The organism is Streptococcus pasteurianus (assembly GCF_004843545.1).
GTDB lineage: Bacteria > Bacillota > Bacilli > Lactobacillales > Streptococcaceae > Streptococcus > Streptococcus pasteurianus.
In genome coordinates, this window is record NZ_CP039457.1 from 1,914,442 (window position 1) to 1,928,081 (window position 13,640).

A 13,640-nucleotide genomic window follows, 5' to 3' on the forward strand; every position below is an offset into this window, starting at 1 on the left:
TTTACAATAATATCGAGATTATTATATCACTTTTTATTGTAAATGCAATATTTTTTTGTTAAAATTTTTAGCAAGGAGAAACTATTATGTTTGATATTATTCGTACTATTGGCGCTATCACGCGCACCATTCAAATTGACTCTAATAATCATTTTAAAGAACTTGGACTAAATAACAATCTATTCATCTATATTATTCGTGTCTGTGAAAAACCTGGAATGTTTTTGGGCGAGTTGGCAGACAATGTCCAAATTGACCGTACAACTGCCTTTAGAACGATAAAAAAATTAGCTACGCTCGGCTATTTTGAACTAAAGAAAGATGCTGTTAACCAGAAAATCAAACGTGTTTATCCAACAGAAAAAGCCATGGACATTTATCCACAGCTTCACGAATATGAACAAAAGCAATCTGATTTTCTTTTATCAAACTTATCCACAGAAGAAATTGCTCAACTCAAACAATTAATGGCAAAATTAAAATATTAACCGTAAAATCGCCATGCTAACAATTCCTGTAATGACGGCATATAATAAATTTTTAGATTTTAAGGCGACATAAAAAGTGGGAAGACTGACTAGAACTTCCAAGTCCTTTACTTGTGGCAAATGCCCAATTTCAACGTCAAAAAGGCTTGAAAACGTCAAAGCAAATAAAATGGAAACGGGTAAATATTTCAAAAAACGAATGACAATTTCGGGCAAGCCTTTATATTTTACCAAGATAAAAGGGGCAACTCGCGGAACCCAAGACACAACAAATCCTAAAAGAATGGCTACCAAAACATAACTACTAACGCTCATCCAACATTACCCCCACACTACAACCAATTAACGTTGACACTAAAACCGCTAAGGCACTTGATAGAAAAACAGCACAGACTAAAAAACTAATAGCCACAGCTGCTAGTACAAGCAATAGTTTTTTAATGCCTTCACTCAATATCGCATCAAATTGAAAGACAAGTAAACCAATAAACATACCAATCAGAGCAAAATCAAGCCCAAAACTTTCTGGATTAGGGATAATACCTCCTAGGAGTGTCCCTACAATTGTAGATAAAACCCATGCTGCATAACTCAGTAGATTATTACCATGCATCCAGCTAGCTGCAATTGATTTATTGTGAACATTTTCTCCCAGCAAAACACCATAACTTTCATCTGTAATTAAGCTAGCTATCCCAATGTTATTGAGAAAGCTTGTTTTGGTAAAAATAGTTGTTGCATGCAAACTCATCAACATATTACGCAAATTAACTAAAAAAACGGTCAACGTTACTGAAGCCAAATCAGCATGAGCAAGCAACATGGCACACATGGCAAATTGAGCTGAACCACCATAGACCAAAAGACTCATCAAGCCAACTTCTAAAGCTGATAATCCTGAAGCAGATGCCACAATTCCAAAAGCTAAACCAATCGAAATATAACCCAAAGCCGTTGGAAGTGCAGCTTGAAGCCCCTCTTTAAACCCTTTTTCCTGCATACAAACTCCCTAAATATTCAATAAGCAGAGAACCCATATGAAGTCTCTGCAGCTACTCATTGTTCAAACAATTTTTTCCATTATAGCACATAAAAAGACTCCTGAAAATAAATTTTCAAGAGTTCTTCTATTACCTTTATCCCCTAATCCAAACTATCAAAAGCTAAACTTGGTTTAGCGTTTAAGTCTAAGTCAGCAAAGTGCCCTTTATCGTATTCAATCGCTGCTGCTAGCGAAATCATGCCAGCATTATCGCCGCAAAGACGTAATGGCGGAATAACAACTTCTGCTTCTGTAATTTCATCTGCCAAACGTTCACGCAAGCCTTGATTAGCAGCCACACCACCAGCTACAACGAGTGTTTTGACAGGATATTTTTCCAAAGCTTTTTTTGTTTTCGCCATCAAAACATCCAAAACGGCAGCTTGAAATGATGCTGATAAATCTTCTTTTGAGAGTGTTTCACCTTTTTGCGCAGCATTATGGTGTAAATTAATAAAAGCTGATTTCAAACCTGAAAATGAAAATTCGAGGTTATCTTCTTTAATCATGGCACGCGGAAAATCATAAATATTCTTTCCTTGATGTGCCAATTGGTCAATTTCACGTCCAGCAGGATAAGTCAAGCCCATGACACGACCAACCTTGTCATATGCTTCACCAACAGCGTCATCACGCGTTTCACCGACAATTTTATAATCGCCAGGTTCAGACACATAAACCAGTTCTGTGTGTCCGCCAGAAACCAATAATGCCATTAATGGATAGGCTAATTCTTTGACTTGACGAGCTGCCATCAAGTGCCCAGACATATGATTAACAGGAATCAATGGCAAATGGTTCGCCCAAGCAAAAGCTTTAGCAGCAGCCATCCCCACTAAAATCGCTCCAACCAAGCCAGGACCGTAAGTTACAGCAACCGCATCAAGGTCACTCACTTCAATTCCTGCCGCATCCAAAGCATCTTTGAAACACGTTGTAATCACTTCGACATGGTGACGACTAGCAACCTCTGGCACCACGCCACCAAAACGCTTGTGACTTTCAATTTGACTAGCAATAATATTGCTCAAAATCTCGCTTTCATTTTTTAAAACGGCAACACTTGTTTCATCACAAGAGCTCTCCACAGCTAAAATATATCTATCTTTCATTTATCTTTTTTACCTCTCATTACCTTCACGCTTCATGATAATCGCATCCTCAATTGGATTATGGTAATATTGCTTACGCTCACCAATCACCTTAAATCCAAATTTTTGGTACAAAGCTTGCGCAGAAGTATTTGATGCTCTCACTTCCAAGAAAATTGAAAAGTCAATCTGGTCTAAATTGGTTAATAACTGACTGCCTAAACCACAACCTTGATAAGCTTTCTTAACCGCAATATTTGTGATTTCTAATTCGCCAACAAGTTGCTGAATTGCCAGAAAACCAACCATTTCCTTGTCTTTTTCCACAAAAAAATAATCCACACTATCCTGCTGCATATCTGCTAAAATTTGCTTTTTTGTCCATGGTGACACTTCATAGACATCAGACAAGATAGCATAAACAGCAGTCACTTTTTCTGATAAATCTTTCATGTTAGATACGTTTGACATAATCTGCAGTTGAATCTTCTTTATGCGTTTTAAGCCAGTTTTCCTCTGCTTCCACACGTTTGAGATAATTTGGTACAAAACTGTCAACATCAGCTGGTTCAAGACTTTGACCATATTTTCCAATAGCATAAGCTGATGGCAAAACAGGTAAAATAACAGCTTGTGGTAGAGCTTCTTCAATCTGGTCGCGGAAATTATCCACTTCACCAACAAACATAACCTTAGCTTCAGCCTTAACGGCTTCTAAAACAGCTGTAAAACTCATGTGTTGGTCTGCTTTAACAGACTGACCATTTTTATAAAACCCAGCATAAACATTATTACGACGGGCATCCATGATAGGAACAACCAAGCCATCAAAATCAGCTGCCGCAGCAAGTGCATACAGACTTGACACCCCTACTAGCTCAATATTTAACGTATATGCCAATGTTTTAGCTGTCGCAACCGCCACGCGCAAACCAGTATAAGACCCTGGACCTTGCGCTACAACAATTCTATCTAAATCACTTGGTTGCAAATCCACAGATGTCATCAAAAAATCAATCGCAGGCATTAATGTTATACTGTGATTTTTTTTAATATTGACCGTTACATCGGCTAACAAATTCTTGCCATCTAAAATAGCAACAGACAAAGCCTTACTTGAAGTATCAAAGGCTAAAACTTTCATCATTTAAATTCCCTCACTTGATTCTACCTCTTATTTTATGATATAATTTTAATAATTGCAACGAATCAAGGTTAAATCAATTACTCGTAAAAATTTCATAGATGTTTGTCAAGTAGATATAAAGCTATTTGGCAGGTTTTTTGTAGTTTGATTAGCCACAGGTATAAAGAAAGGAAAACTATGATTTATAAAGTTTTTTACCAAGAAACAAAAGAACGTAACCCACACCGTGAGCAAACTAAAGTGCTCTACTTAGACGTTGATGCCACAACTGAACTCGAAGGACGCATCAAAACACGCAAACTCGTTGAAGAAAAGACACCTTACAACGTTGAATTTATTGAGCTTCTATCAGATAAACACCTAGCTTACGAAAAAGAAACAGGTGTCTTTAAATTAACGGAGTTATAACATGTCACAAATCAATTTAAAACCCGAAGAAGTTGGGGTTTACGCAATTGGTGGTCTTGGAGAAATCGGAAAAAATACTTACGGTATTGAGTACAAAGATGAAATTATCATCGTTGATGCTGGTATCAAATTCCCTGAAGATGACCTTCTCGGAATCGATTATGTCATTCCAGATTATTCTTATATCGTTGAAAATATTGACCGTATCAAAGGGCTCGTTATTACCCACGGTCACGAGGACCACATTGGTGGAATCCCATTTCTCTTAAAACAAGCTAATATCCCAATCTACGCTGGACCATTAGCTCTTGCACTTATCAAAGGAAAATTGGAAGAACACGGACTTCTCCGTGATGCTAAACTCTATGAAATCAACGCTAACACAGAATTAACATTTAAAAACCTTAGCGTTACTTTCTTCCGCACAACCCACTCAATTCCAGAACCTCTTGGAATCGTTATCCACACACCACAAGGTAAAATTGTCTGCACAGGGGACTTCAAATTTGACTGGACACCAGTTGGTGAGCCAGCAGATATCCACCGCATGGCTGCCCTTGGTGAAGATGGCGTTCTCTGTTTATTATCAGACTCAACCAACGCTGAAATTCCAACCTTTACAAATTCAGAAAAAGTCGTTGGACAATCTATCATGAAGATTATTGAAGGTATTCATGGACGTATTATTTTTGCATCATTTGCTTCAAATATTTTCCGTCTCCAACAAGCTGCCGAAGCTGCCGTTAAAACAGGACGTAAAATTGTTGTTTTCGGACGTTCTATGGAAAAAGCCATTGTCAATGGTATCGAACTTGGTTATATCAAGGTTCCAAAAGGAACATTTATCGAACCAAGCGAACTCAAAGACTATCATGCTAGTGAAATTTTAATCATGTGTACAGGTAGTCAGGGGGAATCAATGGCTGCGCTAGCACGTATTGCCAATGGTACACACCGCCAAGTCACACTACAACCTGGTGACACCGTTATCTTCTCATCTAGCCCAATTCCTGGTAACACAACAAGCGTTAATAAACTAATTAATACTATCCAAGAAGCTGGTGTCGAAGTTATCCACGGTAAAGTCAACAATATCCACACATCTGGTCATGGTGGTCAACAAGAGCAAAAACTCATGCTCCGCTTGATGAAACCAAAATACTTCATGCCGGTTCACGGTGAATACCGTATGCTAAAAATTCATGCTGGTTTAGCAATGGACACAGGTGTGCCAAAAGATAATATCTTTATCATGGAAAATGGTGATGTCCTAGCTCTCACAGCTAGTTCAGCTCGCCGTGCTGGACACTTCAATGCTCAAGACATTTATGTTGATGGTAATGGTATTGGTGACATTGGTGCTGCTGTACTGCGTGACCGTCATGATTTATCAGAAGACGGTGTCGTTCTTGCTGTCGCAACTGTCGATTTTGACACACAAATGATTTTAGCAGGTCCTGACATTCTCAGCCGTGGATTTATCTACATGCGCGAATCAGGCGACCTCATCCGTGAAAGTCAACGTGTTCTTTTCAACGCGATTCGCATAGCCTTGAAAAACCAGGACGCAAGCATTCAATCTGTTAACGGTGCTATTGTGAACGCCCTTCGTCCATTCTTATACGAAAAAACAGAACGTGAACCAATCATTATCCCAATGATTCTCACACCAGATGAAAAATAGAATTAACGAAGCTGAGACAAAAGTGCTCAGCTTCTTTGTTTACGAAATGACAAAGTGCAGGAGTAAACGTAAATCATTTTAGGTTAGCAACTAAAAACGAAGACTAGCTAAAAAATCAAATCTCTTTAAAGTTACCGATTTGCTTTTGAATTTTTAGGCCCATGAATAAAGTCGTATGTTCTCCTTTTCCACAAACCTAAAGACTATCTTGAATCCAACCAAAAAACTCGCCATAACAGCGAGCTTTCTTAGTTTTATTGTGCAACCATGACACGAAGACCTTGGTCGATTTTCTCTGCGGCTTTGCGTCCTTCGCGGATTCCCCAAATCACAAGACTTGGACCACGACGCGCGTCACCAGCAACAAAGACATGGTCATTATTTGTTGAATAATCATCATAGACACTTTGAACACCAAATTGTTCAAATAATGATTTTTCAGCACCTGTGAATCCCATTGCTAGTAAAACAAGGTCTGCTTTGATGATTTCTTCAGTTCCCTCAATTGGTTTGAAACCAGGACCAACTTTGATAGTCTTAGCAGCAATGACTTGACCACTATCAGCACCGATAAACTCAGTTGTTGATGTAGCATAAGTTGTCAATTCTGTATCTTGTACGAAATTGGCTTCTTCTTGCCCATAACCGACACGTTTAATCATTGGATATTGTGGCCATGGATTTGTTGGTAAGCGTTTTTCTGGCGGTTCTGGAGTGATCTCAAGTTGTTTAACACTTGCTGCACCCAAACGAACAGCCGTACCGATACAATCATTACCTGTATCACCGCCACCAATGACAAGAACATGTTTGCCTTCAAGCGTTGGACCAAGTTTTTTATTATCAGAAGCAAGGACATTTTTAGTCGTTTCAGTTAAGAAATCAACCGCAAAACGCACACCAGATAGATGACGACCTGGGACATCCAAATCACGCGGAACACTTGCACCAGTTGCAAGAACAACACGGTCATATTGTTTCAACAATTCATCCGCTGTTACATCACGTCCCACTTCCGTATTAGCAACAAAATTGATACCAAGTTTTTCCATCAAATCAATACGACGTTGAACAATTTCCTTATCCAATTTCATATTTGGAATACCGTACATCAATAGTCCACCAAAACGATCACTACGTTCATAGACAGTTACTGTATGACCTAGTTTATTAAGGCGCCAAGCAGTTGAAAGCCCTGCAGGTCCAGAACCAATAACAGCAACTTTAAATCCTGTACGATAGGCTGGACGACCTGACTCCTCTACCCAACCATTTTCAAAGGCTGTATCGATGATAAAGCGTTCATTATCATGGATAGTGACACCAGAGCCATTAAGGCCTTCTGTACAACCTTTTTCACACGGCGCTGGACAAACACGTCCAGTCATTTCTGGGAGAGGATTTGTACGTGAGAGACGCTCAAAAGCACGTTTGTAATCGCCTTTATAAAGCAAATCATTCCATTCAGGAATCAAGTTGTCATTTGGACAACCTGAAACCGCGCGTCCGCCACCGTAGAATTGTCCAGAATGACAGAAAGGAATCCCACAAGCCATACAACGTGCAGCTTGTTTTTGACGGTCCTCTTCGAACAATGGAACTTGTAATTCTTCAAAGTCCAAGATGCGTTCAGCAACAGGACGAAACGGATTATCTTTACGTTCATATTTCAAAAATCCAAATGGATTAGCCATTTTATTTACCTCCTGTTACTTGTGCAAGAAGTTCTTCTTTCTCGGCAGCAGTTTCTGCACCACCTGTGGCAATTTCGAAGGTACGCAATTCAAGTTCATCACCTTCTAAACCAGTATTAGCAAGTGCGTATTCAATATTATTAATTTCATGGAATTCAGTTGGATAAACTTTAATGAATTTATCAACTTCTTGTGCCCAGTTGTCAAGCAAGCGTTTTGCTTTAGCGCTACCTGTGTATTCATAGTGTTTTTGAATCATATCAACCAAGACATCATCCCCACGAGTTTCACCGACTTTGTAAAGGTCAACCATTTCTTGGTTAACTTTTTCGGCAAAATCACCGTCCACATCATAAACATAGGCAACACCACCACTCATACCAGCAGCGAAGTTACGTCCTGTTGTTCCAAGGATAACAGCAACACCACCTGTCATGTATTCACAACCGTGTGCTCCGACACCTTCAACAACAACTTTAGCACCTGAATTACGAACACAGAAACGTTCACCTGCGCGACCAGCGAAATAAGCTTCGCCCTTAACCGCACCAAAGAGAGCAACGTTACCAACGATCGGTGAATTTTCAACATCATAAGCGGCATCATGCGGCGGCTTCACAATCAAACGTCCACCTGACATTGATTTGGCAATGTAGTCATTTGCTTCACCAACTAGCGTTAATTCCATACCTTGTGTGATAAAGCTTGCAAATGATTGACCAGCAATACCAGTATATTCATATTTAATCAAACCTAGTTCAACGGTATCATTTCCATAACGTTCAGCCATCCAGCCTGCCATTCGAGCACCGACTGCACGTTGAACATTGTTAATTGATTCTTTAATCGTCACGCTTGCACCATTATCAACAGCAGCTTTGGCAAATCCGTCCAATTCTTTCCATTGACGTGCTTCAGCAAATGGATCTTCTGTCTTGCGGTCAATTGGATAAGCTATACCAAGCATACGTGAAAAATCAAGCGATTTTACTTTACCTTTTGGAATGAATTTCGCTTTCAAGATTTCTGAATGACCAACCATTTCGTCAACAGAACGGAAACCAAGTTCAGCCATATATTCACGCAATTCTTCTGCCATAAACATCATCATGTTAATCACATGTTCAGGTTTACCTGCAAAATGTTTACGAAGTTCTGGATTTTGAGTTGCTACACCAACAGGACAAGTATTCAATGAGCAAACACGCATCATCACACAACCAATAGAAATCAATGCTAGACTTGCAAATGAATATTCTTCCGCTCCAAGAAGAGTGGCAATGGCAACATCGCGACCAGTCATTAATTTACCATCAGTTTCAAGAGTCATACGTTGACGGAGACGGTTAAGTGACAATGTTTGGTGTGCTTCAGCCAAGCCCATTTCCCATGGAAGCCCAGCATCACGGACAGAGTTACGTGGAGAAGCTCCTGTACCACCATCATAACCAGAAATAACAACCTTATCAGCACCAGCTTTTACACAACCCGTAGCAATTGTACCAACACCAGTACTTGAAACCAATTTAACATTGATTTTAGCATAAGGATTAATGGCTTTAAGGTCATAAATCAATTGCGCCAAATCTTCAATTGAGTAGATGTCATGGTGAGGTGGTGGTGAAATCAAGCGTACACCAGGCGTTGCACCACGAATTTCTGCAACCCAAGGGAAGACTTTTTGACCAGGCAATTGACCACCTTCACCAGGTTTCGCACCTTGTGCTAATTTAATTTGAAGTTCTTCAGCAAACATGAGGTATTCTGCATTGACACCAAAACGTCCAGAAGCAACTTGTTTGATTTTAGAGTTCAAATTACGTCCGTCTGGTTGCACTTTGAAACGATTACGATTTTCGCCACCTTCACCAGAGTTTGATTTCGCTCCGATTGAGTTCATGGCTTCAGCAATTGTTTCATGTGCTTCTTTAGAAAGTGAACCAAAACTCATGGCACCAACTTTGAAACGTTTAACAATAGTTTCTACTGGTTCTACCTCAGAAAGGTCAACTTTTGGACGGTCAGATTTAAATTCCCAAATAGAACGAAGTGTTGTCGGCGTTGACAATGCTTCTTTGTCCAATTCAGCTGTGTATTCTTTAAAGAGTTTGTAGTCCCCTTTACGAACAGCTTGTTGGAAATTATAAATGGTATGTGGATTGAAAAGGTGATACTCGCCATCTGCTTTAAATTGATAAATACCACCACTTTGGAGATAATCTCCACGACGAGAACCAAAAGCATCTTCCATACGTTGAAGGTATTCTTTTTCAATTTGGTCAAGTGACAAACCACCAATACGAGTTACTGTACCTGTAAAGTATTTGTTAACAACAGAGTCAGATAAACCAACGGCTTCAAATAATTGAGCCCCTTTGTAACCAAGGATTGTTGAAATCCCCATACGACTCATAACTTTGACAATACCTTTTTCAGCAGCTTTACGATATTTTTCAAAAGCAAGCTCGTCTTTGCCATATTCTTTCAATGTCGCATAAGCGCCATAAGGGTGAACCGCAGCCGCACCATAACCAACCAAGGTTGCAAAATGATGAACTTCAATAGCTTCCGCTGTATCGACAACAATTGAAAATTGGCTAGCTTTTCCTTTGACAACCATGTAGTTATTTAAACCAGAAACAGCTAACAACATTGGAATAGTTGTCTGATTTTCTTTAACATTACGGTCTGAAAGAATAATAATCTTACTACCATTATCAACGGCTTTTTCAGCAGCTTTGAAAAGATTTTCTAGCGCACGTTGCAAACGATTATGTGACGGCTCAACCACGTCATAAACCGTAGATAGGGTTGTTGCACAATAACGGTCATCTTTCAAGTTAGCAATTTTCGCAAAATCTTGACTTGAAAGAACTGGGCTGTCAATTTTTACTTTGACACAGTTATCAGCACCATCAGCTTTGAAATTCCCATCACCACCAAGGTAAACACTAGTTGACACAACGATTTGTTCACGAATGGCATCAATTGGCGGATTAGTAACCTGCGCAAATTGTTGCTTGAAGAAAGTGAAAAGCGATTGGTTCTTATTAGAGAGAACCGCTAGTGGGCTATCAAATCCCATTGAAATGACAGGTTCTTCACCTTTTTCAGACATTGGTAGAATGACCGTACGAATAACTTCTTCATTGTAGCCATAAGCCTTCCACATTGTTTCAATGTCATTTGTTTCTTGAGTCAATTCAGCAGCCTCAAAGTCGTTAAGATGAGCAATGTTTTCGTCAACCCACTCTTTGTATGGATGTTGTGCAGCATAGTATGCTTTCACTTCTTCATTGCGCATTAATTTTCCTGAAGTCGTGTCAATCAACATCATATTACCAGGTCCAAGCACACCTTTTTCAATAACGCGACTTGGTTCAAGATCGACAACACCAGATTCACTTGAGCAAATAAGGAAATTATCTTTTGTCAATGAATAACGGCTAGGACGCAATCCATTACGGTCCAAACGCGCACCAACCATATCACCATCAGTGAAAACAAGCGCTGCTGGACCATCCCATGGAGCCACAAAACTTGACGCATATTCATAAAATGCCTTCAAATCATCTGAAAGCCCTGATTCATCACCCCAAGCTTCAGGTACCATCATTAAAAGACTTTGTGGAATATCACGACCATTACGGTAAAGATATTCTAGACAGTTTTCCAACTTGGCAGAGTCCGAATTTTCTTCGTTATAAACTTCAATCTGGTGACTGTGCATCCAATTTTCAGCACCACGGAGAGTATTAATTTCACCATTGTGAGCCAAAAAGCGGAATGGCTGTGCACGATCCCAAGATGGGAAAGTATTTGTAGAAAAGCGTGAGTGTGTCAACGCAATATGAGACTTGAAATGTTCATCTTGCAAATCAGGATAAAAAAGCCCAACTTGGAAAGCATGCAGCATTCCTTTGTACACAATTGTCTTACTTGAAAGTGAGCAAATGAAAAATTCATCAGCTGAAAAACTCTTTTCAAGTTGGCGACGTAAGCGGAACAATTTATCCTCAAAATCACGGCCAGCTTTTGTGTCATCAGGCTTCTTAACAAAAACTTGTACAAAACTTGGCATAATTTCTTGGGCTGCTGGACCACAATTATCGTAATTAAATGGCACATCACGTGTCATCAAAACATGAAAACCTGCTAATTTAATTTCAGCATTAACAGCTTCCAAAAGACTTACCTTAGCTTCAGTATCCTGAGGTAAAAATAATTGTGCAACGGCGTAATCGCCTTTTTTAGGCAAAACATAACCTGCTTCTTTAGCTTTTAATTGGAAAAATTCATCAGGCAAAGTAAGCAACATTCCTGCACCGTCTCCTGTATCAGGTTCTGCACCTGTACCTCCACGGTGATTCATACGAGTTAACATGGTTAAGGCATAATCAATCAAAGTATGGCTGGCTTTACCATCAAGCTGTGCAACAAACCCCATACCACAAGCATCCGATTCAAAAGATGGATCCCAAAGCGTTGTCTGTTGCGCTCTCAAAGCACTTTCATTCATAGCTTCTACTCCTATCATTAGTACAAATAGTCAAAAACGGTCTAATTATTCAGAATATTTACTTTAAATTATACCACTTTATGTTAGATTAGAATAGTTCTTATTTGAACTTTCTAATTACAAATGTGGTAATTTGGGGTAAAAAAAAGACAGCCAGAAGCTGTCTCCTTCACTACTTCTTAGTATAAGTCTAGATAGTTATCAACTTCCCATTGCGAAACAAAGGCCGCATAGCTTGACCATTCAATTTTCTTAGCTTCCACAAAGTTTACAAAGATATGTTCACCAAGCGCTGCTTTGACAACTTCATCTTCTTGTAAAGCTTTAACAGCATTGTGCAAAGTAGAAGGAAGGTCACGGATACCTGCTTCTTTACGTTCTCCTTCAGTCATGACATAGATATTTGATTCAACTGGAGCTGGAGCTTCAATTTTGTTTTCAATACCGTCAAGACCTGCTTCAAGCAGGACAGCAAGTGCAAGATATGGGTTAGCAGTTGGGTCAACAGAACGAAGTTCCAAACGGGTTCCCATACCACGTGATGCAGGAACGCGGATAAGTGGTGAACGGTTGCGTCCAGCCCATGCAATGTAAACTGGTGCTTCATAACCAGGAACCAAACGTTTGTATGAGTTTACAGTTGGGTTCATGATTGCAGTGTAGTTATAAGCATGCTTCATCAAACCGCCAAGGAAATAATATGCTGTTTCTGACAATTGCATACCTTTTGGATCTTCAGTATCGTAGAAGGCATTATTGCCATCGTAATCGAACAATGACATGTTACAGTGCATACCTGAACCGTTGATACCAAATTTAGGCTTAGCCATGAATGTAGCGTAAAGACCATGTTTACGAGCAATTGTTTTAACAACAAGTTTGAAAATTTGAATGTTATCACAAGCTTTCAAAACATCAGCGTATTTAAAGTCAATTTCATGTTGGCCAACAGCCACTTCGTGGTGACTAGCTTCAACTTCAAACCCCATTTCAGTCAAAACATTAACAATTTCACGACGAGTGTTATCTGCAAGGTCAGTTGGTGCAAGGTCGAAGTAACCACCACGGTCGTTTACTTCAAGAGTTGCTTCACCTTTTTCATCCAATTTGAATAAGAAGAATTCTGGCTCTGGACCAAGATTAAATGATTTGAAACCAACTTTTTCCATATGACGAAGAGCACGTTTCAAGTTTCCACGTGGGTCACCTGCAAATGGTTCTCCTTCAGCAGTATAGATGTCACAGATCAAACCTGCAACAGCACCATTTTCACTCCCCCAAGGGAACACTGTCCAAGTATCAAGGTCTGGATGTAAGAACATATCAGATTCGTTGATACGAACAAAACCTTCGATTGAAGAACCGTCAAACATTGCTTTGTTTGCCAATACTTTGTTAAGTTGTTCATCAGTTGCTGGAATTTCCACATTTTTCAATGTCCCAGCGATATCTGAGAACATTAAACGCAAAAAAGTTACATTTTTTTCTTTGACTTCGCGACGAATGTCAGCTGCTGTAATAGTCATGAATTAAGGTCTCCTTTTTAAAACCGAAATAACCGAGCGGC

The 13,640-nt window shown here is 39.5% G+C and carries 11 protein-coding genes; 3 read left to right on the plus strand and 8 right to left on the minus strand.

The features are described from left to right. Positions 1-86 precede the first annotated feature (86 nt). Positions 87-488 (plus strand): MarR family winged helix-turn-helix transcriptional regulator, encoded by a 402-nt coding sequence (locus E8M05_RS09980; protein ID WP_003066505.1) that lies wholly within the window; start codon positions 87-89, stop codon positions 486-488. Here the strand turns inward: E8M05_RS09980 and E8M05_RS09985 are convergent. The 5 genes from E8M05_RS09985 to tsaB form a co-directional block, all read right to left on the minus strand. After that, the gene (locus tag E8M05_RS09985; RefSeq protein ID WP_003066507.1) at positions 477-803 is read right to left on the minus strand and encodes an AzlD domain-containing protein; all 327 of its coding nucleotides are present in this window, start codon (positions 801-803) and stop codon (positions 477-479) included. The genes E8M05_RS09980 and E8M05_RS09985 overlap by 12 nt on opposite strands. Continuing rightward, positions 793-1,488 carry an AzlC family ABC transporter permease gene (locus E8M05_RS09990; protein WP_061100335.1) on the minus strand — a complete coding sequence of 232 codons (696 nt, stop codon included), beginning with the start codon at positions 1,486-1,488 and terminating at the stop codon, positions 793-795. Before E8M05_RS09990 ends, E8M05_RS09985 begins: the two co-directional genes overlap by 11 nt. A gap of 143 nt (positions 1,489-1,631) precedes the next feature. Beyond that, the gene (gene tsaD, locus E8M05_RS09995; RefSeq protein ID WP_003066509.1) at positions 1,632-2,642 is read right to left on the minus strand and encodes a tRNA (adenosine(37)-N6)-threonylcarbamoyltransferase complex transferase subunit TsaD; all 1,011 of its coding nucleotides are present in this window, start codon (positions 2,640-2,642) and stop codon (positions 1,632-1,634) included. A gap of 9 nt (positions 2,643-2,651) precedes the next feature. After that, positions 2,652-3,074: a ribosomal protein S18-alanine N-acetyltransferase gene (gene rimI / locus E8M05_RS10000; protein ID WP_288630568.1), complete on the minus strand. Its 423-nt coding sequence runs from the start codon at positions 3,072-3,074 to the stop codon at positions 2,652-2,654. A gap of 1 nt (position 3,075) precedes the next feature. Then, positions 3,076-3,765, minus strand: a complete 690-nt coding sequence (gene tsaB, locus E8M05_RS10005) for a tRNA (adenosine(37)-N6)-threonylcarbamoyltransferase complex dimerization subunit type 1 TsaB (protein WP_041973791.1) — start codon at positions 3,763-3,765, stop codon at positions 3,076-3,078. 180 nt (positions 3,766-3,945) lie between these two features. On the opposite strand from tsaB, the gene E8M05_RS10010 reads away from it, so the two are divergent. Together E8M05_RS10010 and rnjA are read left to right on the plus strand one after the other, a co-directional pair. Next, positions 3,946-4,176, plus strand: coding sequence for a DNA-dependent RNA polymerase subunit epsilon (locus E8M05_RS10010; protein ID WP_003066514.1), 231 nt, complete (start codon positions 3,946-3,948; stop codon positions 4,174-4,176). A 1-nt stretch (position 4,177) separates the two neighbouring features. Further along, positions 4,178-5,860: a ribonuclease J1 gene (rnjA, locus tag E8M05_RS10015; RefSeq protein WP_003066516.1), complete on the plus strand. Its 1,683-nt coding sequence runs from the start codon at positions 4,178-4,180 to the stop codon at positions 5,858-5,860. 254 nt (positions 5,861-6,114) lie between these two features. Here the strand turns inward: rnjA and E8M05_RS10020 are convergent, their stop codons facing one another. The 3 genes from E8M05_RS10020 to glnA form a co-directional block, all read right to left on the minus strand. Continuing rightward, positions 6,115-7,554 carry a glutamate synthase subunit beta gene (locus E8M05_RS10020; RefSeq protein WP_003066518.1) on the minus strand — a complete coding sequence of 480 codons (1,440 nt, stop codon included), beginning with the start codon at positions 7,552-7,554 and terminating at the stop codon, positions 6,115-6,117. Position 7,555: 1 nt separating this feature from the next. Further along, positions 7,556-12,073: a glutamate synthase large subunit gene (gene gltB / locus E8M05_RS10025; RefSeq protein ID WP_061100336.1), complete on the minus strand. Its 4,518-nt coding sequence runs from the start codon at positions 12,071-12,073 to the stop codon at positions 7,556-7,558. 179 nt (positions 12,074-12,252) lie between these two features. Further along, entirely contained in the window at positions 12,253-13,599 is a 1,347-nt protein-coding gene (glnA, locus tag E8M05_RS10030; RefSeq protein ID WP_003066522.1) for a type I glutamate--ammonia ligase, read from the minus strand. Between the last annotated feature and the right edge of the window lie 41 nt (positions 13,600-13,640).

Coding starts and splice junctions, on each gene's coding strand:
- E8M05_RS09980 (WP_003066505.1), top strand. CDS start 87: ATGTTTGATATTATTCGTACTATTGGCGCTATCACGCGCACCATTCAA.
- E8M05_RS09985 (WP_003066507.1), bottom strand. CDS start 803: ATGAGCGTTAGTAGTTATGTTTTGGTAGCCATTCTTTTAGGATTTGTT.
- E8M05_RS09990 (WP_061100335.1), bottom strand. CDS start 1,488: ATGCAGGAAAAAGGGTTTAAAGAGGGGCTTCAAGCTGCACTTCCAACG.
- tsaD (WP_003066509.1), bottom strand. CDS start 2,642: ATGAAAGATAGATATATTTTAGCTGTGGAGAGCTCTTGTGATGAAACA.
- rimI (WP_288630568.1), bottom strand. CDS start 3,074: ATGAAAGATTTATCAGAAAAAGTGACTGCTGTTTATGCTATCTTGTCT.
- tsaB (WP_041973791.1), bottom strand. CDS start 3,765: ATGAAAGTTTTAGCCTTTGATACTTCAAGTAAGGCTTTGTCTGTTGCT.
- E8M05_RS10010 (WP_003066514.1), top strand. CDS start 3,946: ATGATTTATAAAGTTTTTTACCAAGAAACAAAAGAACGTAACCCACAC.
- rnjA (WP_003066516.1), top strand. CDS start 4,178: ATGTCACAAATCAATTTAAAACCCGAAGAAGTTGGGGTTTACGCAATT.
- E8M05_RS10020 (WP_003066518.1), bottom strand. CDS start 7,554: ATGGCTAATCCATTTGGATTTTTGAAATATGAACGTAAAGATAATCCG.
- gltB (WP_061100336.1), bottom strand. CDS start 12,073: ATGAATGAAAGTGCTTTGAGAGCGCAACAGACAACGCTTTGGGATCCA.
- glnA (WP_003066522.1), bottom strand. CDS start 13,599: ATGACTATTACAGCAGCTGACATTCGTCGCGAAGTCAAAGAAAAAAAT.